The 21691-nt window shown below is 60.5% G+C and carries 19 protein-coding genes; 17 read left to right on the forward strand and 2 right to left on the reverse strand.

Going from position 1 to position 21691, the window contains the following annotated elements:
- The first annotated feature begins 9 nt into the window (after positions 1-9).
- The 4 genes from PMI01S_RS25720 to PMI01S_RS25735 all read left to right on the forward strand — a co-directional run bounded on the left by PMI01S_RS25720 (position 10) and on the right by PMI01S_RS25735 (position 4394).
- Entirely contained in the window at positions 10-570 is a 561-nt protein-coding gene (locus PMI01S_RS25720) for a PqiC family protein (RefSeq protein WP_084322916.1), read from the forward strand.
- 140 nt (positions 571-710) lie between these two features.
- Positions 711-1724, forward strand: coding sequence for an iron ABC transporter substrate-binding protein (locus PMI01S_RS25725; protein WP_084322917.1), 1014 nt, complete (start codon positions 711-713; stop codon positions 1722-1724).
- A gap of 4 nt (positions 1725-1728) precedes the next feature.
- Entirely contained in the window at positions 1729-3327 is a 1599-nt protein-coding gene (locus tag PMI01S_RS25730) for an ABC transporter permease (RefSeq protein ID WP_084322918.1), read from the forward strand.
- Positions 3324-4394 carry an ABC transporter ATP-binding protein gene (locus tag PMI01S_RS25735; protein WP_084322919.1) on the forward strand — a complete coding sequence of 357 codons (1071 nt, stop codon included), beginning with the start codon at positions 3324-3326 and terminating at the stop codon, positions 4392-4394. Before PMI01S_RS25730 ends, PMI01S_RS25735 begins: the two co-directional genes overlap by 4 nt.
- Here the strand turns inward: PMI01S_RS25735 and PMI01S_RS25740 are convergent.
- Positions 4391-5281 (reverse strand): site-specific integrase, encoded by an 891-nt coding sequence (locus PMI01S_RS25740; RefSeq protein WP_084322920.1) that lies wholly within the window; start codon positions 5279-5281, stop codon positions 4391-4393. The genes PMI01S_RS25735 and PMI01S_RS25740 overlap by 4 nt on opposite strands.
- A gap of 404 nt (positions 5282-5685) precedes the next feature.
- Between PMI01S_RS25740 and arnB the strand changes: the two genes are divergently transcribed.
- Genes arnB through PMI01S_RS25785 form a run of 9 tightly spaced genes read left to right on the forward strand, consistent with a single transcriptional unit; the run spans position 5686 to position 16069 of the window.
- Positions 5686-6834, forward strand: a complete 1149-nt coding sequence (gene arnB / locus PMI01S_RS25745) for a UDP-4-amino-4-deoxy-L-arabinose aminotransferase (RefSeq protein ID WP_084322921.1) — start codon at positions 5686-5688, stop codon at positions 6832-6834.
- On the forward strand, positions 6831-7850 hold the full coding sequence (gene arnC, locus PMI01S_RS25750; protein ID WP_084322922.1) for an undecaprenyl-phosphate 4-deoxy-4-formamido-L-arabinose transferase: 1020 nt from the start codon (positions 6831-6833) through the stop codon (positions 7848-7850). The genes arnB and arnC overlap by 4 nt, the downstream gene beginning before the upstream one ends.
- The gene (gene arnA, locus PMI01S_RS25755) at positions 7847-9838 is read left to right on the forward strand and encodes a bifunctional UDP-4-amino-4-deoxy-L-arabinose formyltransferase/UDP-glucuronic acid oxidase ArnA (protein WP_084322923.1); all 1992 of its coding nucleotides are present in this window, start codon (positions 7847-7849) and stop codon (positions 9836-9838) included. Before arnC ends, arnA begins: the two co-directional genes overlap by 4 nt.
- On the forward strand, positions 9838-10722 hold the full coding sequence (gene arnD / locus PMI01S_RS25760) for a 4-deoxy-4-formamido-L-arabinose-phosphoundecaprenol deformylase (protein WP_084322924.1): 885 nt from the start codon (positions 9838-9840) through the stop codon (positions 10720-10722). Before arnA ends, arnD begins: the two co-directional genes overlap by 1 nt.
- Positions 10719-12368 (forward strand): lipid IV(A) 4-amino-4-deoxy-L-arabinosyltransferase, encoded by a 1650-nt coding sequence (gene arnT, locus PMI01S_RS25765; RefSeq protein ID WP_084322925.1) that lies wholly within the window; start codon positions 10719-10721, stop codon positions 12366-12368. Before arnD ends, arnT begins: the two co-directional genes overlap by 4 nt.
- On the forward strand, positions 12365-12709 hold the full coding sequence (gene arnE / locus PMI01S_RS25770; RefSeq protein WP_084322926.1) for a 4-amino-4-deoxy-L-arabinose-phosphoundecaprenol flippase subunit ArnE: 345 nt from the start codon (positions 12365-12367) through the stop codon (positions 12707-12709). The genes arnT and arnE overlap by 4 nt, the downstream gene beginning before the upstream one ends.
- On the forward strand, positions 12706-13107 hold the full coding sequence (arnF, locus tag PMI01S_RS25775; protein ID WP_084322927.1) for a 4-amino-4-deoxy-L-arabinose-phosphoundecaprenol flippase subunit ArnF: 402 nt from the start codon (positions 12706-12708) through the stop codon (positions 13105-13107). The genes arnE and arnF overlap by 4 nt, the downstream gene beginning before the upstream one ends.
- Positions 13104-14483: a UDP-glucose dehydrogenase family protein gene (locus PMI01S_RS25780; RefSeq protein WP_084322928.1), complete on the forward strand. Its 1380-nt coding sequence runs from the start codon at positions 13104-13106 to the stop codon at positions 14481-14483. Before arnF ends, PMI01S_RS25780 begins: the two co-directional genes overlap by 4 nt.
- 56 nt (positions 14484-14539) lie before the next feature.
- Positions 14540-16069, forward strand: a complete 1530-nt coding sequence (locus PMI01S_RS25785) for an ArnT family glycosyltransferase (RefSeq protein WP_090473973.1) — start codon at positions 14540-14542, stop codon at positions 16067-16069.
- 141 nt (positions 16070-16210) lie between these two features.
- Here the strand turns inward: PMI01S_RS25785 and PMI01S_RS25790 are convergent, their stop codons facing one another.
- Positions 16211-17176: a LysR family transcriptional regulator gene (locus PMI01S_RS25790; protein WP_084322930.1), complete on the reverse strand. Its 966-nt coding sequence runs from the start codon at positions 17174-17176 to the stop codon at positions 16211-16213.
- 296 nt (positions 17177-17472) lie between these two features.
- On the opposite strand from PMI01S_RS25790, the gene argH reads away from it, so the two are divergent.
- From argH to PMI01S_RS25810, 4 genes are all read left to right on the forward strand, one after another.
- Positions 17473-18900, forward strand: coding sequence for an argininosuccinate lyase (gene argH, locus PMI01S_RS25795; protein ID WP_084322931.1), 1428 nt, complete (start codon positions 17473-17475; stop codon positions 18898-18900).
- A gap of 144 nt (positions 18901-19044) precedes the next feature.
- Positions 19045-19923 (forward strand): amino acid ABC transporter permease, encoded by an 879-nt coding sequence (locus PMI01S_RS25800; protein WP_084322932.1) that lies wholly within the window; start codon positions 19045-19047, stop codon positions 19921-19923.
- Between the two features lie 10 nt (positions 19924-19933).
- On the forward strand, positions 19934-20698 hold the full coding sequence (locus PMI01S_RS25805; protein WP_084322933.1) for an amino acid ABC transporter ATP-binding protein: 765 nt from the start codon (positions 19934-19936) through the stop codon (positions 20696-20698).
- A 38-nt stretch (positions 20699-20736) separates the two neighbouring features.
- Positions 20737-21561 (forward strand): ABC transporter substrate-binding protein, encoded by an 825-nt coding sequence (locus PMI01S_RS25810; protein ID WP_084322934.1) that lies wholly within the window; start codon positions 20737-20739, stop codon positions 21559-21561.
- The last annotated feature ends 130 nt before the right edge of the window (positions 21562-21691 follow it).

Raw genomic sequence — 21691 nt, forward strand, 5'->3', positions numbered from 1 at the left:
GCAACACCCATGGTTTCTTCGCTGAAGATAACGTTGGTCACTGCGCTATTGCTGCTCGCCGCATGCCGCAGTGAGCCGATTCAGTTCCATACCTTGACGCCAGCGCAATTGAGCGGAACGGCGCGCGCCAATGGCGGGGAAATCCTGATCGAAGGCCTCAGCGTGCCGCCTCAGGTTGATCGTCCGCAGATCGTCATTCGTCAGGGCAACGCGGGCCTGGCGATACTGGAGACCGAATGGTGGGCCGCGAGCCTGGTGGATGAGTTGCGCAGCGCCTTGGTCGATCAACTGGCCAACAGCAATCCCCAGCGCAAAGTGTCGGTGCGCGTGGAGGTTCAGCGTTTTGATTCGGTTCCTGGTCAATACGCGCTAATGGACGTCAAATGGCGCCTGCGCAGCCCCGGTGAAAGCGACACCACGCTGGTCAGCTGCCGAAGTACATTGCAAACACCTTCAGGACCTTCCATCGACGATTTGGTCATTGCCCAGCAGAACAACGTCAAACGCCTGGCCGCGTTGATCAGCCAGGCAGCGAGCGGAACACAAAGAAATTGCCCGGCACCGCAATGAATTGACGTTTTTTTCTCATTCACCCCCTTACATTTGGCGCCGCCTTAAATCTGCAAATGATTCGTATTGACCTACAATCATTGACGACCCTTCCGGTCTGTCAGCGTGCACGATTCTAAAAACCACGGAGCCGCCACTGCATGAATTGCCCTATTCCCTCTTTCCTGAAAACCGCACTGCTGGCCACTGCCCTGCTCAGCGCCAGCCACGTGTACGCCGCCGACTCCGACGGGATCGTGGTCTACAACGCCCAGCATGAAAGCCTGACCAAAGCCTGGATCGAGGGTTTTACCAAGGAGACCGGAATCAAGGTCACGGTGCGCAACGGCGACGACACCGAAATGGGCAATCAGATCGTGCAGGAAGGTGCCGCCTCCCCCGCTGACGTGTTCCTGACCGAAAACTCCCCGGCCATGGTTCTGGTGGATAACGCGGGACTGTTTGCCCCCGTAGCGCCGACCACCCTGGAACAAGTCGACGAGGCCTGGCGCCCGGCGCATGGCAAGTGGGTGGGCATCGCCGCGCGCTCCACGGTGTTTGTCTACAACCCGAGCAAACTGCCTGAAACCGAGTTGCCGAAGTCGCTGATGGACCTCGCCGAGGCTAAATGGAAAGGTCGCTGGGCGGCGTCACCGGCTGGCGCCGACTTCCAGGCCATTGTCGCCGCCGTGCTGGAACTCAAGGGCGAAGCCGCCACCCTCGAGTGGCTCAAGGGGATGAAAACCAACTTCACCGCGTATCGGGGCAACAGCTCCGTGTTGAAAGCGGTGAATGCCGGGCAGATCGACAGCGGCGTGATTTACCACTATTACCGCTTCGGCGATCAGGCCAAAACCGGCGAAAACAGCAAGAACACCGCCCTGCATTACTTCAAACACAAGGACCCGGGTGCGTTTGTGAGCATTTCCGGTGGCGGCATTCTGGCGTCCAGCCAACACAAGGAACAGGCCCAGGCGTTCCTGAAGTGGATCACCGGCAAGGATGGCCAGGCCATCCTCAAGACGGGCAATTCGTTCGAATATGCCGTGGGCAAAAACGCTGAGTCCAACCCTCAACTGGTGCCTTTGCAGCAGCTCGATGCGCCGAAAGTCGATGCCTCAAAACTCGACAGTAAAAAAGCCGTGGAGCTGATGACTCAGGCCGGGGTGCTCTGAATTGATGCCTGAAACGCTACCGGCGGAAGTCGCTGCGGCGATACCCGCACCTTTACGCCACCGCTCCCGCGGAGTGTTCGCGGGGCGCGGCGGTGCGTGGGTGATCGGCTTGTCGGTGCTGATGTCATTGCTGGCCCTGATGCCAATTGCCTTCATCATCGGCGTTTCGGTACAGACCGGTTGGGCCACCCTGGCAACGCTGTTGTTCCGGCCACGGGTTGGCGAGCTGTTGATCAACACCGTGTTGCTGGTAGCGATCACGATTCCCTTGTGCATCGCGCTGGGCGTGGCACTGGCCTGGCTGACCGAACGCAGCAATCTGCCGGGACGACGCTGGTGGTCATTGTTGTCGATCGCGCCGCTGGCGGTCCCGGCCTTCGTTCACAGCTATGCCTGGGTCAGCCTAATACCACCGATTCACGGTCTGTTTGCCGGGGTGCTGGTGTCGGTCATCGCCTACTTCCCCTTCCTTTACTTGCCGATTGCGGCCACTTTGCGCCGGCTCGATCCGGCCATTGAAGATGTCGCGGAATCGATGGGACTCAAGCCTTGGGCGGTGTTTTTCCGGGTGGTGCTGCCGCAGTTGCGCCTGGCCGTCTGTGGCGGCGCGTTGCTGGTCGGGCTGCACTTGCTGGCCGAATATGGTCTGTACGCGATGATCCGTTTCGACACGTTTACCACGGCGATCTTCGATCAGTTCAAATCCACCTTCAACGGTCCCGCCGCCCACATGCTGGCCGGTGTGCTCGCCCTGTGCTGCCTGGCGATGCTGACCGTCGAGTCGGCGGCGCGTGGCCATGCGCGGTATGCCCGGGTCGGCTCGGGCAGTGCCCGGGAACCGCGCATCGTGCACTTGAAAACCGGTTCGACCGTCCTCGCGCTGACCTTGTTCACGGTGACCTGTGCCCTGTCGCTGGGGGTGCCGTTGATCACCTTGGGCAAATGGCTGATCGCAGGGGGTGCGAATGTCTGGCAGATGGCCGAACTGATGCCGGCGTTGCAACAGACACTGCTGCTCGGCGTTGCGGGGGCGTTGCTCACCACCTGCGCCGCCATCCCGATTGCGTGGTTGTCGATTCGCTCGCCGGGTCGGCTGCAACGGGTGCTGGAAAGCTGCAACTACATCACCAGTTCATTGCCGGGCATTGTCGTCGCCCTGGCCCTGGTGACGGTCACGGTGCATTTCGCCCGGCCGATTTACCAGACCACGATCACCGTGTTGCTGGCGTATCTGCTGATGTTCCTGCCTCGCGCCCTGGTGAGTTTGCGTGCCGGCATCGCGCAGGCGCCGGTGGAGCTGGAAAATATCGCCCGCAGCCTCGGTCGCTCGCCCGGTCGGGCGCTGTGGCTGATCACCTTGCGGCTGGCCGCGCCCGGCGCTGCCGCGGGCGCCGCGCTGGTGTTTCTCGCGATCAGCAATGAATTGACCGCCACATTGCTACTGGCCCCGAACGGCACACGCACGCTGGCGACCGGGTTCTGGGCGTTGACCAGCGAAATCGACTACGCCGCCGCTGCGCCCTACGCCTTGCTGATGATTTTGCTGTCACTTCCGTTGACCGGACTTCTCTACCACCAATCCAAACGAACGGCTGGCCGATGAACACGCTTGAACTGCATTCGATCTGCAAATCCTACGGCCCGCAAAGGGCCCTTGAAGACATCAATCTGTCGGTGCCGACGGGCAGTCGCACCGTGATCGTCGGCCCTTCCGGTTCCGGCAAATCCACCTTGCTGAGAATGATCGCCGGTTTCGAATTCCCGGACTCCGGGCGCCTGACGCTGAACGGGCAGACGTTGGTCGACCCTACTCATGAAGTGCCCGCCCACCAACGACAGATTGGCTATGTGCCTCAGGACGGTGCCTTGTTTCCGCACATGACCGTGGCCGCCAACATCGGCTTCGGCTTGTCGATCAAGGGCCTCGAAAAACGCGAGCGTATCGCCCAGTTGATGGACAGCGTTGCCCTCGACGCGAACATGGCTGACCGCTGGCCCCATGAACTGTCTGGCGGTCAGCAACAACGGGTGGCACTGGCGAGGGCCCTGGCGCAACAGCCGCGCCTGATGTTGCTGGATGAGCCGTTTTCCGCGCTCGATACCGGCCTGCGCGCGGCCATGCGCAAACTGGTCGCGCGGTTGCTGGCGGACGCCGGTGTCACCACCATTCTGGTCACCCATGACCAGAGTGAAGCGCTGTCGTTTGCCGATCAGCTTGCGGTCATGCGCGAGGGGCGTCTGGTGCAGTCCGGGCATCCGCTGGACCTCTACCGCTATCCCGGCGACGAACAAACCGCGATATTCCTTGGCGATGCCGTGGTCATGCCCGCCCGGATCGAAGCCGGCTGGGCCCATTGCGATCTGGGGCGGATCCCGGTCAACAACCATCGCAACAACCGCTGCGCGCAGATCATGCTGCGGCCCGAGCAGTTGCAACTGGTCGGTATCGTTTCCGATTCGGTCGAGGCCACCGGTTGCCGCGCCGTGGTGACCGAGCGGGATTTCAGCGGCAATACCTGCACATTGACCGTGGAACTGGAGCCTTCGGCATCCGCCGACCAACCCGGTCGGTCATTGATGGTGCGCAGTTCGGGCCTGTACGCGCCACCGACCGGCAGTGCGGTTCACGTCTCGACCATCGGCCATGCCCACGTGTTGAGCGAATCCTAGAGATCGAAGCGGTCCACCGCCCGCCGCCGCTCATTGTCGTCGCGCACGTCGTAGTTGGCCGTCGTCTGGATATTGCTGTGATGGGCGAGTTTCTGCGCAATCGACAAGTCATGCTCCTCGATCACCCGGGTAATGAACGAACGCCGGAAATCGTGAGGCATGATTTTCACCCCGACCTGTGCGCCGCGTTGCCGGGCGATGTAATAGATCGCGTGCTTGGTGATGCGCTCGCGGGTGATGTGACTGCCACGGCGGATGCGATTGAACAGGAACGAATCGTCCACCTCGCCTTCCTTGAGTTGCGAGCGGCGTAGCTCCAGCCAGGCATCCAGTTTGGCGAATGCCCAGGCCGGTGCGTACTTGATCAGCTGTTTGTTGCCTTTGGCGGTCACCCGCAGGCTGCGTTCGGTGAAGTCCACCTGATCGAGGTCGAGGTTCACCGACTCGGATTTGCGCATGCCCGAGCCGTACAAAATCCCGATGATCGCCGCGTCCCGCAGGCCTTGTGGTCGTGGGTCGGCGGCACAGACCGCCATCATTTCCTGGATCAGCGAGCGGCGCAGATTGCGTCCCTGGGACAGTCGTGTGCCGGCAATGCCCTTGACCGACCGCATTTTCAGCAAGTGTTCCTGGCTGATCAGGCTCATGCGCCACGCTTCATTCATCACCCCGCGCACGGCGTTGACGTACAGCGAAGACGTATTGGGCGCGTAGCCGTCCGCGCGCAACGCCGCCACCAGCGCAATCACATCCTCGGGCTGCAGCTGGTGCCAGGGAATTTCCTCGACGTTCATGTCTTCGAAGCCCAGGCGGTCGGCGGCGTCCTGCAACACATAACGCATGGTCAGTTGGCTGGACGGCGCCAGTCGCGCCAGATACAGGGGCATCGGATTGGTCTTTGCAACACTTGAATCAGTAACAGGTAAGTCAATCAAAACAAAACGGCCTTGAGTGGTAGCAGATCAATAAAACAACTAAGGATTGAAACATTCTTCATATAACGCAGGACACTTCCGTAGGACTTTTCTACTAAAAAACGCGATGAACGGCAGAAGTCTGAACATTGGCTTAATAACGTTCAGATAAACGATTCCACTACCGGGTTTTGATGTTCCTTTGACAAAAAACGGCCTAACCTCATCTCTACCCGGTGAGCCTCGATGGGCTCCCAACCTGCCGGCCGTGGCTGCAAAAGTCAAATAAGGCTCGTGCCCGACAGGTCACTAAACCGTTGAAATCCCGTTTATTTCGGCACTCATGCCGAAGGACGGCCTACGCCCCGAGGTTTTCCATGAACGAGGCTTTTCTCCCCTTTTCCCGCCCCAGTATCGGTGACTTGGAAATAGCCGCCGTAGAGCAAGTATTACGCTCCGGCTGGATCACTACCGGGCCGAAAAACCAGCAACTCGAAGAACACTTCGCCAACTATGTCGGATGCCGCCATGCCGTGGCATTGTCCTCGGCCACCGGCGCCATGCATGTCACGTTACTGGCATTGGGCATCGGTCCCGGCGATGAAGTCATCACACCGTCCCAGACCTGGGTCTCCACCGCAAACATGATCTGCCTGCTGGGCGCGACGCCGGTGTTTGTCGACGTCGACCGCGACACGCTGATGAGCAGCGTCGAGCATATCGAAGCGGCCATCACCCCGCGCACCCGGGCGATCATCCCGGTGCATTACGCCGGCGCGGCGTTCGATCTCGATCCGCTCTACGCGTTGGCCGACAAACACGGCATCCAGGTGATTGAAGACGCCGCCCACGCGGCGGGCACCTTTTACAAAAACCGTCACGTCGGCGCGAAAGGCACGGCGATCTTCTCGTTTCACGCGATCAAGAACATGACCTGCGCCGAGGGCGCGATGTTCGTCAGCGACGATGAAGCGCTGGCCAACCGTGTGCGCATGCTCAAGTTCCACGGGCTCGGCGTCGATGCCTACGACCGCATGACCCACGGCCGCAAACCCCAGGCCCAGGTGATCGAACCCGGTTTCAAATACAACCTGGCCGACATCAATGCCGCCATCGCCCTCGTGCAACTGGAACGCCTGGATGAAATCAACGCCAAGCGTGCCGCGCTGGCCAGACGCTATTGGCAGCGTCTGGAAGGCTTGCCGGTGCAACCGCTGGCCATTCCGCTTTACCCGCAGCAGCACGCCTGGCATCTGTTCATCCTGCGCATCGACGCCGAGCGCTGCGGGCTCGACCGTGAAGCGTTCATGAAAGCCCTGCAGGCGCAGAACATCGGCACCGGCATCCACTTCATCGCCACCCACCTGCACACCTGGTACCGCCAGCGCTTCCCCAACATTTACCTGCCCAACACCGAATGGAACTCGGCGCGCCTGTGCTCGATACCGTTGTTCCCCGACATGACCAACGATGACGTCGACCGCGTCGTCAGCGCCATCGAACTCACACTGGACACACGCCTGTGAAACCTTATCCGATCCGTTGCGTGTCGATCGTCATCCCGGTCTACAACGAGCAAGACAGCCTGCCCGAATTGCTCAGGCGCACCGAAGCGGCGTGCCAGCAATTGCACCATGACTACGAAATCGTGATGGTCGATGACGGCAGTCGCGACAACTCCGCGCAACTCCTCGAAGAAGCCGCCTGCCGCGAGTGCAGCCCGGTGGTGGCGGTCATTCTCAACCGCAACTACGGCCAGCACGCGGCAATCATGGCCGGGTTCGAGCAGTGCAAGGGCGATGTCGTCATCACCCTCGACGCCGACCTGCAAAACCCGCCCGAAGAGATCCCGCGCCTGGTGGCCCAGGCTGAACTCGGCTATGACGTGGTCGCCACGGTGCGTAGCAATCGGCAGGATTCGGCCTTGCGTCGCTGGCCGTCGAAGCTGATCAACCTCGCCGTGCAGCGCTCCACCGGCGTTGCCATGAGCGACTACGGCTGCATGCTCCGCGCCTATCGACGCAGCATCGTCGACGCCATGCTCGCCTGTCGCGAACGCAGCACCTTCATCCCGATCCTCGCCAACAGCTTCGCCCGGCACACCACGGAAATCCTGGTGACCCACGCCGAACGCGAACACGGGGAATCGAAGTACAGCCCGATGCGCCTGGTCAACCTGATGTTCGACCTGATCACCTGCATGACCACCACGCCGTTGCGGTTGTTGAGCATCGTCGGCTTTGCCATGGCCGGACTGGGCGTGGCGTTCGCCACCGCGCTGATTGTCCTGCGGTTGGTGTTCGGCGCCAGTTGGGCAGGCGACGGCACGTTCGTGCTGTTCGCCGTGCTGTTCGTGTTCACCGGTGGCCAGTTCATCGGCATGGGCCTGTTGGGCGAATACCTGGGGCGGATGTACAGCGATGTCCGTGCGCGTCCGCGGTTTTTCATCGAAAAAGTCCTGCGCAGCCAGCCCGCCACACCCGTTCCCGTTGTCACCGTTGACGGTCTCACTTCCACTTCTTCAGATCAGGTTCTCTCATGAGCGCAAAAGCTGTTGTTTTCGCCTATCACGATATTGGCTGTGCTGGCATCGAGACGCTGCTCGACAGCGGTTATGACATCGCCGCCGTGTTCACCCATGCCGATGATCCAAAGGAAAACACTTTCTACGCCTCCGTTGCGCAACTGTGCGCGCGCCGGGGCATTGCGGTGCACGCCCCGGAAGATGTGAACCACCCGTTGTGGATCGAGCGCATCAGCCAGCTCAACCCCGATTACCTGTTTTCGTTCTATTACCGCCATCTGCTGAGCGAACCGCTGCTGGCCACGGCACGCAAAGGTGCGTTCAACCTGCACGGTTCGTTGTTGCCGCGCTATCGCGGTCGTGCGCCGGCCAATTGGGTGCTGGTCAACGGCGAAAGCGAAACTGGCGTCACCCTGCACCGCATGGTCAAGCGCGCCGATGCGGGTGCCATCCTCGCGCAGAAGAAGGTTGCAATCGAGCGCAGCGACACCGCGCTGAGCCTGCACGGCAAACTGCGCGTGGCCGCTACCGACCTGTTGCGTGACACCTTGCCGGCGCTGCTCGCCGGCAAGGTCAGCGAGATCCCTCAGGACGAATCCAAGGCCACGACGTTCGGTCGCCGCACGCCCGCCGACGGCAAGCTGATCTGGCAGAAACCGGCAGAAGAGCTGTTCAACCTGGTGCGCGCCGTCACCCAACCTTATCCCGGCGCGTTCTGCGCGGTGGGCGAACACAAGCTGATTGTCTGGACCGCTGAAGTCGTCAAAGGCAACGAAGGCCAGGCACCGGGCCGGGTCATCAGTGTCGACCCGCTGCGCATTGCCTGCGGCGAAGACTCGCTGGTGATCAGCGCCGGCCAGCGTAGCGACAACGGCTTGTACCTGAGCGGGCCGCAACTGGCCGGCGAACTCGGTCTGGTGGACGGCTCCTTGCTGCGCGGTGCCGAATCCGGACGCACGCCACGCCGCACGCGCGTGCTGATCCTCGGCGTCAACGGCTTCATCGGCAATCACTTGTCCGAGCGTTTACTGCGCGATGACCGCTACGAGGTGTACGGCCTCGACATCGGCTCCGATGCGATCGGGCGTTTGCGCAGCCATCCGAATTTTCATTTTGTCGAAGGCGACATCAGCATCCACTCCGAGTGGATCGAGTACCACATCAAGAAGTGCGACGTGATCCTGCCGCTGGTGGCGATCGCCACGCCCATCGAATACACCCGCAACCCGCTGCGCGTGTTCGAGCTGGATTTCGAAGAGAACCTCAAGCTGGTTCGCTACTGCGTCAAATACAACAAGCGGGTGATTTTTCCGTCGACGTCGGAAGTCTATGGCATGTGCCAGGACGGCAAATTCGACGAGGACACGTCCAACCTCGTGGTCGGGCCGATCAACAAGCAACGCTGGATCTACTCGACCTCCAAGCAACTGCTCGACCGCGTGATCTGGGCTTATGGCCAAAAAGGCTTGAACTTCACCCTGTTCCGCCCCTTCAACTGGATGGGCCCACGCCTGGACCGTCTGGATTCGGCACGCATCGGCAGTTCCCGGGCGATTACGCAACTGATCCTCAATCTGGTGGAAGGCACGCCGATTCGTCTGTTTGACGGCGGTGAGCAAAAACGCTGCTTCACCGACATTGCCGACGGCGTGGAAGCGCTGGCGCGAATCATCGACAACCGCAACGACGCCTGCAACGGCCAGATCATCAACATCGGCAACCCGGACAACGAAGCCAGCATCCGCCAATTGGGCGAAGAGCTGCTGCGCCAGTTCGACGCGCACCCGCTGCGCCACAACTTCCCGCCGTTCGCCGGGTTCCGCGACGTCGAAAGCAAGGCGTTCTACGGTGCTGGGTATCAGGACGTGTCGCACCGCAAACCAAGCATCGACAACGCCAAGCGGTTACTGGACTGGACGCCGACCGTGGAGATGAGTGAAACCATCGGCAACACGCTGGATTTCTTCCTGCGGGAAGCGATGCTCGAAATCGCGGACAACGTTTGATGCAAGCGGGTCTCAGGATTGATGTCGACACCTACCGCGGCACCCGTGAGGGCGTGCCGCGGTTGCTGGAAATGCTCGATGAAGCCCAGGTCAAAGCCACATTCTTTTTCAGCGTCGGGCCGGACAACATGGGGCGGCACTTGTGGCGCCTGATCCGCCCGCAGTTTCTCTGGAAGATGCTGCGCTCCAACGCCGCCGGCCTGTACGGCTGGGACATTCTGCTGGCCGGCACTGCGTGGCCGGGCAAGCCGATTGGCCGCGACCTCGGGCACCTGATGCGTCGGACCCGAGATGCCGGGCATGAAATCGGCCTGCACGCCTGGGATCACCACGGCTGGCAGGCCAATGCCGGGCGCTGGAGCGACGCGCAACTGATCGAGCAGATTCGTCAGGGCGTGGACACGCTGAGCGATATCCTCGGACAAACTATCGACTGCTCCGCGGCCGCCGGTTGGCGGGCGGACGAGCGTGTGATCGAAGCCAAGCAGAGGTTCGGTTTTCGCTACAACAGCGATTGTCGTGGCCGCAGCCTGTTCCGGCCGACATTGGCCGAGGGTGGCCTGGGCGCGCCACAGATTCCGGTGGACCTGCCCACCTTCGATGAGGTGGTCGGCCCGGTCGTCGCCGCCAGGGATTTCAACGCGTTCATCCTTGACCGATTCACTGTGCAAAACCTCAACGTCTATACGATCCACGCCGAAGTGGAAGGGATTCTGATGGCCAACGATTTCCGTCAACTGCTGGCCGACGCGCGTCAGCGTGATATCCGCTTCCAGCCTTTGGGCGATTTGCTGCCCGAAACACTGGACGCCTTGCCCAGCGGTCGGGTTGTGCGCGGTGCGCTCGACGGTCGCGAAGGCTGGCTGGGAGTGCAAGGCGTATGAGCAAACGTTGGGCATTGCCGTTGTTGCTGGGCCTTTGTCTGTTGGCTTATCTGCTGCCAATGGGCAGCCACGGTTTGTGGATTCCGGACGAAACCCGCTACGCGCAAATCAGCCAGGGCATGCTCTTGAGCGGCGACTGGGTGTCGCCGCACTTCATGGGCCTGCGCTACTTCGAAAAACCGGTGGCCGGTTACTGGATGATCGCTCTGAGTCAGGCGGTGTTTGGCGACAACCTGTTCGGCGTGCGTTTCGCTTCAGCCCTCAGCACCGGGCTCAGCGTGATGCTGTGTTACCTGATTGCCCGCCGGCTGTGGAACGAGCCGCGCAAGAGTTTTGCCTGCGCGCTGCTGTACATGAGTTTCGCCGTGGTTACCGGACAGGCCGGCTACGCCAACCTCGATCCGCAATTCACCTTTTGGGTCAACCTGAGTCTGGTGGCTTTGTGGTTTGCGCTGGACAGCGTCAGCCGTGACCGGCGCCTGATCGGTTGGGCGCTGCTGGGCCTGGCGTGTGGCATGGGGTTCATTACCAAGGGATTTCTGGCCTGGGTGTTGCCAGTGCTGATCGCCCTGCCCTGGATGATCTGGCAAAAACGCTTACGCGAGTTGTTGATTTACGGTCCGGTGGCGATTGCCGTGGCCATCGCCGTGAGCCTGCCCTGGGCCTTGGCGGTGCACGCGCAAGAGCCTGATTACTGGCGGTTCTTCTTTTGGCACGAACACATTCGCCGTTTTGCCGGTGACGATGCGCAGCATGACGCGCCGTGGTGGTTCTACCTGCCATTGCTGGTGGCGTTCAGTCTGCCGTGGGCCGCGTTGTTGCCGTCGGCGCTGAAGCAGGCGTGGCAAACACGTCGTCAGCCCAACATCGGTTTTCTGCTGCTGTGGTTGCTGATGCCGCTGCTGTTTTTCAGCCTGAGCAACGGCAAGTTGCCGACCTACATCCTGCCGTGCCTGTTGCCCCTGGCCTTGCTGTTGGGCAACGCACTGGCGGACCGCTTGCGACTGGAACAAGGCCGGGTGTTGGGCATCAATGGCTTGCTCAACCTCCTTCTGGGCCTGACCACCCTGCTCGCCCTCGTCTACCTGCAACTGAAAAAACCACTGTACGACCACGAACTGCACAGCCTGGTGCTGGTGTTCATCGGTCTGCTCGGCTGGATCATGACCAACCTGCTGCAGGCGTTCCGGCCGTTGCAATGCTGGGCGGCGCCGGCCTTTGGCAGCCTGTTGCTGATCGGTGTGCTACCGGCGGCGATGCCCGAAGCGGTGGTGGCGAACAAGATGCCCGACCAGTTCGTCCTTGAGCATGCACAGGAACTCGGCCAGGCCGGCACGCTGTTAAGCAACGATCTGGGCGCCGCTTCGGCCCTGGCCTGGCGCCTGAAACGCACGGACGTGGCGTTGTACAACACGATAGGCGAATTGAAATATGGCCTCGCTTATCCTGACGGCGCACAGCAGCGCGTCGACCCCGATCGCGTGCAGCAGTGGATGCGCGACGCCCGCCAGAACGGTTCAGTGGGCGTGCTGATGCGGGTTAAAGGGGAGGCCGAGCTGCGTGAAATCGAACGACTGCCCAAGGATGGCAAACGCTATGAACAAGGCAACCTTGTGATTCTGATTTTTCCTCAGGGTGCGTCATGAGTCTGTTGCTGGTGTTGGCAGCCTGCCTGCTCACCTGCCTGGGCCAGATCGCCCAGAAAAAAGCCGTGGAAAACTGGAGCGGCCTGCCGCCGGGCTGGGGCACAAAACTGCGCTCGCCATGGTTGTGGCTGGCAATCGTCGCGTTGGGCGCGGGCTTGCTCGTGTGGCTGCTGGTGTTGCAGCGCCTTGAAGTCGGCGTCGCGTATCCGATGCTGAGCCTTAATTTTGTGCTGATCACCCTGATTGCCCGCTTCGTCTTCCACGAAAACATCGACCGTCGACACTGGTTGGGCGTGGCACTGGTGATGGGCGGCGTGATGTTGCTGGGGCTGCACACATGAGCCTGCGCCGTGGCCTGACCTTCGCCCTCGGCAGCGTGCTGCTGGGCAGCGCCGCGCAGTTGGGCATGCGCTGGAGCATGACGCGCCTGCCGTCACCCGATCACTGGCTGGCCGCTGCGATTGATCCGAGCGCTGTGGTCGTGGTGCTGGCCGCCATCCTCGCCTATGCCCTGTCGATGTTCAGCTGGCTCGCCGCCCTGCGCGATGTGCCGCTGGGCCGGGCTTATTCGCTATTGAGCATCAGCTACGCGCTGGTGTACGTGCTCGCCGCCGCGCTGCCGGTGTTCAACGAAGATTTCAGCCTTTCCAAAAGCCTCGGGGTGGCCCTGGTCATCCTTGGCGTCATCACCATCAACTCTCGACCTGCTCATGCGTCCAACCTCAGGAGCGACCTATGAAAATCAGTGTATTTGGTAGCGGTTACGTGGGCCTGGTGCAGGCCGCTGTGCTGGCTGAAGTCGGCCACGACGTGGTCTGCATGGACATCGACGAGAAAAAAGTCGAGTTACTGCAACAAGGCCACGTGAGCATTTTCGAACCGGGGCTCGCGAGCCTCGTACGTGAAGGTCTCGAAGCCAGGCGACTGCAGTTCACCACCGACGAAAAACTCGCTGTGCAACACGGTCAGGTGTTGTTCATCGCGGTGGGCACGCCGTCCCGGGACGATGGCTCGGCGGACCTGCGTTACGTGCTGTCGGTGGGCGAAGCGGTGGCCCGTCATCGCGAACAGCCGGTGATTCTGGTGGAGAAATCCACGGTTCCCGTGGGCACTGGCGATACCTTGCGCGCGCACATCGACAAATGCCTGATCAAGGTCGGGCGTTTGTTGCAGTTCGAAATCGTCTCCAACCCGGAGTTTCTCAAAGAAGGCTCGGCCGTGGCCGATTGCCGGCGTCCGGACCGTATCGTCATCGGCTGCGAAAGCGATGACGTGCGCGACGTCATGCGCGATCTCTATGCGCCATTCAACCGCAACCATGACCGGATCATGTTCATGGACCTGCGCAGTGCCGAACTGACCAAGTACGCCGCCAACTGCATGCTGGCGACCAAGATCAGCTTCATCAACCAGATCGCCGAACTGGCCGAACACCTCGGTGCCGACATCGAATCGGTGCGCCTGGGCATCGGCGCGGATTCGCGCATCGGCTATCACTTCATCTACCCCGGCTGCGGTTACGGCGGTTCGTGTTTCCCCAAAGACATGCGCGCCCTGATCCACAGTGCCGAAGAAGCGCATTGCTCCAGCGACCTGCTGCAAGCAGTGGAAGCGATCAACCAGCGGCAGAAACACAAGCTGTTCGAACGCATCAACGCGTTCTACAAGGGCGATCTGCGCGGCAAGACCTTCGCCGTGTGGGGCCTGGCGTTCAAACCCAATACCGATGACATGCGCGATGCACCGAGCCGCGTGCTGCTTGAATCGCTGTGGGCTGCTGGCGCCAGCGTGCGGGCGTTCGATCCGGAAGCGATGCAGGAAACCCAGCATTTGTACCCCGACGAAGCAAAGCTGATGCTCATGGGCACCCCGGAATCGGTGCTGGCCGGCGCCGATGCATTGATCATCTGCACCGAATGGCAGCAGTTCAAGGCGCCGGACTTCAACCTGATCCAGCAGCGGCTCAAAGCCCCGGTGATCTTTGACGGACGCAACCTGTACGACGCTGATCGCCTGGCGCGCAACGGGTTCATGTACTACCCGATGGGTCGCGGTGACTCGCGCAAGTTACCGATTCCGTACCAGCAATGGCCGGCGGCTTCGGATGTCGCTTGATCGTTAACGCACCGAGCATTCGCCGGCAGTCCCTGGGCATCGGGCTGCTGGCGTTGATGTTGTTCAGCGCCGGGGTTTATCAGCAGGCGGTCATCGGCTTCGATTCGCGGTTCGTGCTGTTTGCCCAGGAGATGCTGCGCCATGGGCCATCGGTGTTTCCGACCACTTACGGTGAGCCCTACGCCGATTACTCGGCGGTCTCGACGCTGTTCATATGGCTGCTGTCCTTGCCGTTCGGGCAGGTCAACAGTCTCAGTGCCTGGCTGCCCAGCGCCTTCGCCGGTGCAGTAATCGTCACGTTGATGTTCCGCTTGCTGGCGCCGCATTCCCCACGTTGGGCGCTGCTGAGCATCGCACTGATGCTGATGACCAACACCTTCATCACCGAAACCCGCGCCGTGTCTCTGGACTTGATGCTCGCCGCTGTCGCGTTTGCCGTTTTCTACCTGGGTTATGCCGCCGACCACTTTGAGGCAAGGCGCCGCTGGTGGCTGATTCTGCCGCTGTTGCTGCTGGGCTTCGGTATTCGTGGGCCTATCGGCCTGGTGATTCCGACCGGCATGCTGTGCAGCTACTTCCTGATCAACCGTCAATGGCAACGGCTGTTCGGCTTTGGCCTGAGCGCGGCATTGCTGCTGACGGTGTGCGTCGGCGCGCTGTTGTGGCTGGCCGACACCAGCGGCGGCCCGGCGTTCATGCACGACGTGGTGCGCATGCAGTTCATGGGGCGCATGGACGGCAGCGAAGGTGCGAGCGGTTCGCTGTATTACTTCACCGGTTCACTGGGCAACTATGCACTGGCGTATCCCTTGGCATTGCTGGTGTTGGTGGTGGTCTGGTTGACGGATGCACGCCAGCCAGGCCCGGCACTGCGGCTGGTGCACTACTGCACGGCTGCTGCGTTGATCGTGATGGTCGGGTTGTCGATTCCACAGGCGAAGAAAGCCCGCTACGTGTTGCCCATGTTGCCGATGCTGGCAATCATCGCGGCGTATCCGTTTCAGGTGGCGCAAGGTCGGGTGTTTGCCTGGTTGCGAGGGGGAATGCAGGGTTTGTGGCTGGTGATGCCGGCGGTTCTGGTCGTGGGATTGCTGATCGTGCAACGACAACTGACCGAGCCATTGACTTCGATTTTCATCATCCTCGGTACGCTGCAGGCCATTGCCTTCGCCTTGCTGTTCAAGTCGCAATGGCGCGCGCAGGCACTGGCAATATGCGCGGTGTTGGCGCTGTGGCTGGTTTACATACTGGTGTTCGAGCCGGTAGAACGCAGGCTCTACGACACCCGCACATTCAGTCGCGAGGCCTTCGCGTTCGTGCAGAAAGATCCGGCACCGCTGGTGTTGCACGGCATGGGCAAAGACGCGAAGGCGATCAAGTTCATGGTCAATATCAGGCAGGATCTGCAACCGGTGTTTACCGAGTCGATTCAGACGCTGGAAAGTGTGGCGGGACCTGCGTGGTTGATGATGGACCAAAGCGATTACAACGCACTGCATGGCACTGTTTTGGGTTCGCTACCGCCAGTATTGAGCGGACGCTTCGATAAAAACGATTTCGTGTTAATTCACCTGCAAAAACCTTGAACTTCAATCATACAGAAGACCTGTAGGAGCGAGCTTGCTCGCGATGGACGTTAACGAAAACGCATACTTCCTGAATAAACACGTGGCTCTCAAGTCAATCGCGAGCAAGCTCGCTCCTACAGGGGCCGGTCCGTCTGTTAGTTAAACCGACGACTTCAAATCTACACCCAACGCCTGGGCGAACGCCTTGACCAGCGGACTGCGTACGGTGTTGTGCCGCAAGATCAGATTGAACGGCGTGCTGATGTGGATCAGGTCCGGGCGCAACGCGCGAAATTGCCCTTGGGCGACCATCGAAGCGGCGTAATGCTGCGGTAGAAAACCAACGAAGCGCCCGGTCTTGATCAGCAGCGCCACGGCTTCCACCTGGGTCGCCGAAGCAGAAAAACTGTCGTACCGGGCAAAATTCAATTTGTCGCGGTGGATCGCGTAGCGGTGGTTGATGCACTCGTAATCCTTGAGCACCTGACTGTCGATTTCTGCCTCCGGCACCGCGAACAACGGGTGACCGACCGCGCAGTAAACCTCCGAGCGTTCTTCATACAGCGCGTAATAATCGAACTCTTCACGTTTCTGATAAACAGGAACAATACCGGCCACTAACCGTCCCTCTACGACGCCTCTTTCCACTTCATCCAGTTGCGACGCTTGAAGTTGAAACCTTACTTTGGGTGACGTTTCATTTATTCGTTTAATCGCTGCAACTAACGGTGAATTATCATCGGAAATCGTATTGTCAATAACACCCACACCAAGGTCGCCGATAAGTTCGTTCTGCGCTGAACTAAGCCGGTCTCGAAAGTTGTCGACCGACGCAAATAAATCAATCGATGCCTGATACACCAGACGGCCTTCTTCGGTCAGATGAAAGCCCTCGCGGCCTCGGGTACACAGGCGCATGCCGATACGGATCTCGAGGTCGGAGATCTGTTTGCTGATGGCGGCCAGCCCCACATTCAGCTCGTTCTGAGCCGCACTGAAACCTCCGGCCTCGACCACGGCCTTGAACACTTTGAGCAGTTTGAAATCCAGCCCGCTGAGGGCCAACGGTGCCCGTTGCACCGTTTTTGGCGCGGGGTTTCCGGAATTGGAAAGTGGGGTTTCCATAATGCTTATTTACCTCTGGCGCGCTATTCAACAACCTGTGTCCAACAACAAAAACATAGCTGGCCAATAATAATGAACACAGAAAACCAGGCTTGGCAACCGCTAATAATTCCCGTACTTCAGTGCCAACTCACTGATTTCGAACTACTAAAAGCTGACACTTCGATCAGCTCTCGCAACACTGCAACTGCCCTCTTGAAAACTGCTTAGGCCGAACCACGCCCGAATGATTTCCGGCGGGTCTTCCCGGCTCTGCGCATTAATTTCAGTTCGCTTTACCGACGAGGAAAACAACAATGTCTCAAACCACCGACCGTCTCTGGGGTGCACGCTTCAAAAGCGGCCCGTCCGAAGCCCTGGCGGCCCTGTCCCGTTGCCCCGAGCGCTACTTCCGCCTCACCCCGTATGACCTCGCCGGTTCCAAGGCTCATGCCCGTGAACTGCAGCGCGCCGGGTTGCTGAGTGAGCAGGAAACCCTGACGATGCTCGCCGCGCTGGAAGGTATCGGTGCTGACTTCAACGCCGGCCGCATCGCACCAACCCTCGACGACGAAGACGTCCACACCTTCATAGAACGTTTGCTGACCGAACGCCTCGGCGCCCTGGGTGGCAAGTTGCGCGCCGGGCGTTCGCGCAACGACCAGACCGCCAATGACCTGCGTCTGTTCCTGCGTGATCACGTGCGCACCCTGGCCGTTGAAGTACTGGCCCTGCAACAGGCGCTGGTGGATCAGGCCGAACAACACATCGAAAGTATCTGCCCGGGTTTCACCCACTTGCAGCAAGCGCAGCCGATCGTCTTCGCTCACCACTTGCTGGCCCACGCCCAATCGATGCTGCGTGACGTACAAAGACTGGTGGACTGGGACGTTCGCACCTCGCTGTCGCCACTGGGTGCCGCCGCCATGGCGGGCTCCGCCATCGCGCGCCTGCCGCAACAGTCGGCCAAGGAAATGGGCTACAGCGGTGTCTGCGAAAACTCCATCGACGCCGTGGCCAGCCGCGATCACGTCGCCGAGTTCCTGTTTATCGCCAGCATGCTGGGCATCAACATTTCCCGCCTCGCCGAAGAATTCTGCCTGTGGTCGTCGCGGCAGTTTCGCTGGGTCGCCCTGGATGATGCCTACGCCACCGGCAGTTCGATCATGCCGCAGAAGAAAAACCCCGACATCGCCGAACTGGCCCGGGGCAAGGCGGGTCGCCTGATCGGCAACCTCACCGGCCTGCTCTCGACGCTCAAATCCCTGCCGCTGTCGTACAACCGCGACTTGAGCGAAGACAAGAACGGCGTGCTCGATAGCGTCGACACCTTGCTCCTGGTACTGCCGGCCATGGCCGGGATGGTCGCGACCATGAAGGTCAACGTCGAAGAACTGCGTCGTCAGGCACCGCTCGGCTTTACCCTCGCCACTGAGGTCGCTGACTGGTTGGCGATGCGCGGCGTGCCGTTCAAGGAGGCCCATGAAATCACCGGCGCCTTGGTTCAAGCCTGTGAGAAGCACGACATCGAATTGTGGGAAGCCTCCCCGGCGCTGCTGGCCGAAATCGATCCGCGCCTGACCCCGCAAGTGCGCGACAGCCTGACCCTCGAAGCCGCCATCGCCGCTCGCAGTGGCTGGGGCGGTACGGCGCCGCAGCAAGTGCGCGAGCAGATCGGTCGGTTGAAGACCGCCCTCGCCGCGCAGCATGAATGGACCCAAAACTATCAGGGCTTCCGCCTCTGACAGACAACGCAACCCCCTGTGGGAGCCGGCTTGCTGGCGGTGGTGTGTCAGTCGACATCCATTTAGCTGACACACCATCGCCAGCAAGCCGGCTCCTACAAAGGGAATGTGTTTGACCTGAAATACCAGTGTTCGGAGAACAACATGAGCCAGACTCAGGCAGAACGACTCCAGGCGGAGCGCAAACTGGCGGAAAACCAGTTCGATATCACCCAATACGATCACGTGCCACGGCGTTATTACGGGCGGATCTTTTTCGCCACCGTGATTGTCATCGCGATCGTCGGCCTGGTGCGGGCCTTCGCCGAAGGCAAGATCGAATGGTCGTACATCGGCCAGTTCCTTACGTCCCAGGCGATCATGTGGGGCTTGCTCAACACCATCGTCATGGCGGTGCTGGCGATGGGGCTGGGCATTGTGTTCGGGGTGATCACGGCGATCATGCGCATGTCGGCCAACCCGATCCTGCGTTACGTAGCGGTGACCTACACCTGGCTGTTCCGCGGCACGCCACTGATCCTGCAACTGCTGTTGTGGTTCAACCTGGCGCTGATCTTCCCCACCATCGGCATCCCCGGCCTGTTCGAAATGGACACCGTGAGCCTGATGACGCCCTTCGTCGCCGCCCTCCTCGGTTTGAGCATCAACCAGGGCGCCTACACCGCCGAAGTGGTGCGTGCCGGTCTGTTGTCGGTGGACACCGGACAGTACGAGGCGGCCAAGTCGATCGGCATGCCGCGCCTGCAGGCACTGCGGCGGATCATCCTGCCCCAGGCCATGCGGGTGATCATTCCGCCGGTCGGCAACGAATTCATCGGCATGGTGAAAATGACCTCCCTGGCGAGCGTCATCCAGTATTCGGAACTGCTCTACAACGCCCAGAACATTTACTACGCCAACGCCCGGGTGATGGAGTTGCTGATCGTCGCCGGCATCTGGTACCTGGCCACCGTCACCGTCCTGTCCTTCGGTCAAAGCCGTCTGGAGCGTCGTTTCGCTCGCGGCGCCGGCAAGCGTTCTTGAGGAGCCCCACATGAGAAGCATCGTCAAGGCCGTGAGCCTGAACAAATACTACGACCATTTCCACGCGCTCAAGGACGTCAACATCGAAGTCGAGCAAGGCGAAGTGCTGTGCATCATCGGCCCGTCCGGCTCCGGCAAAAGCACCTTGCTGCGTTGCGTCAACCAGCTGGAAAAAATCGACAAGGGCGGCCTGTGGGTCGACGGCGAACTGGTGGGTTACCGCATCGCCGGCAATAAACTGCACGAACTCAACGAAGCGCAGATCGCCCGACAACGCCTGGCCACCGGCATGGTGTTCCAGCGTTTCAACCTGTTCCCGCACATGACTGTGCTGCAAAACATCATCGAAGGGCCGTGCCAGGTGCTCAAGCGTTCGCCCAAGGAGGCGCACGAAGAAGCCCTGGAACTGCTCGCCCGTGTCGGCCTGGCCGACAAGCGCAACAGCTACCCGATCGAGCTGTCGGGTGGTCAGCAACAACGCGTCGCCATTGCCCGGGCACTGGCCATGCGGCCCAAGCTGATGCTGTTCGATGAACCCACTTCGGCACTCGACCCGGAGCTGGTCGGTGAGGTGCTGTCGGTAATGCGCGATCTGGCGCAAACCGGCATGACCATGATCGTCGTCACACATGAACTGGGCTTCGCCCGTGAGGTTTCCAACCGCATGGTGTTCATGGACGGCGGGCAGATCGTGGAGGCAGGAAGCCCCGAAGAAATTCTAATAAGTCCGCAAAACCCACGCACCCAAAGCTTCATTTCTGCCGTTCGAACCTAAGCGCCGGCTGGCGTAACAACACTCATAAGAGAACGACCATGAAGAACTTCGTAATCCCAGCAGTACTCGCAGGCCTGATGGCATCCAGCGTCAGCTTCGCCGCCGAATTGCCGGCCAGCATCAAGGAAAAAGGCGAGATCGTCGTCGCGATCATGCCGAACTATCCGCCAATGGATTTCAAGGACCCGGCCACCAACACCCTCACCGGTCTCGACTATGACCTGGGCAACGCCCTTGCCGAACGTCTGGGCGTGAAGATCAAATGGCAGGAAACCGGCTTCGAGCAAATGATCAACGCGCTCACCACCGACCGCGTCGACATGGTGCTGTCGGGCATGACCGACACCGTCGAGCGGCAGGCCAGCGTGACATTCGTTGACTACTTCACCAGCGGTCCGCAGTTCTACACCCTGCAGAAGAACAAGGACTTCAACGAAATCACCGACCTGTGCGGCAAGAAAGTCGGCACCAGCCGTCGGACCACGTTCCCGGCTGAAATCGCTGAATACAGCAAGGCCAACTGTGAAGCCGCCGGCAAACCGGCCATCGTGGTGATCGGCACCGAAGGTTCGGCGGATGCCCGCGCGCAACTGCGTCAGAGCCGTATCGATGCGGCGATGCAAGGCAGCGAAACCCTGTCGTACCTGAAAACTCAGGAAAAGGACATGTACAAAACGGTCGGCCAGCCGATTTCCGTGCAGTTCTCCGGCATGGGGCTGAGCAAGAAAAAGCCTGAGCTGAGCGAAGCGGTGAAGGTCGCGTTGCAGAGCATGATCGATGACGGCAGCTACGCCACCATCCTGAAAAAATGGGACCTGGAATTGGGTGCGATCAAGACAGCGACCATCAACGCCGGCAAGTAATGCTTGCCCTGTAGGAGCCGGCTTGCTCGCGGAGGCGGCGCGTCAATCAACATACATGGCGCCTGACACACCGCCATCGCCAGCAAGCCGGCTCCTACGGGGTTATGGGTCGACCACAATAATTGCGTTC

The sequence above is a fragment of the Pseudomonas migulae NBRC 103157 genome (assembly GCF_002091715.1).
Lineage (GTDB): Bacteria > Pseudomonadota > Gammaproteobacteria > Pseudomonadales > Pseudomonadaceae > Aquipseudomonas > Aquipseudomonas migulae_A.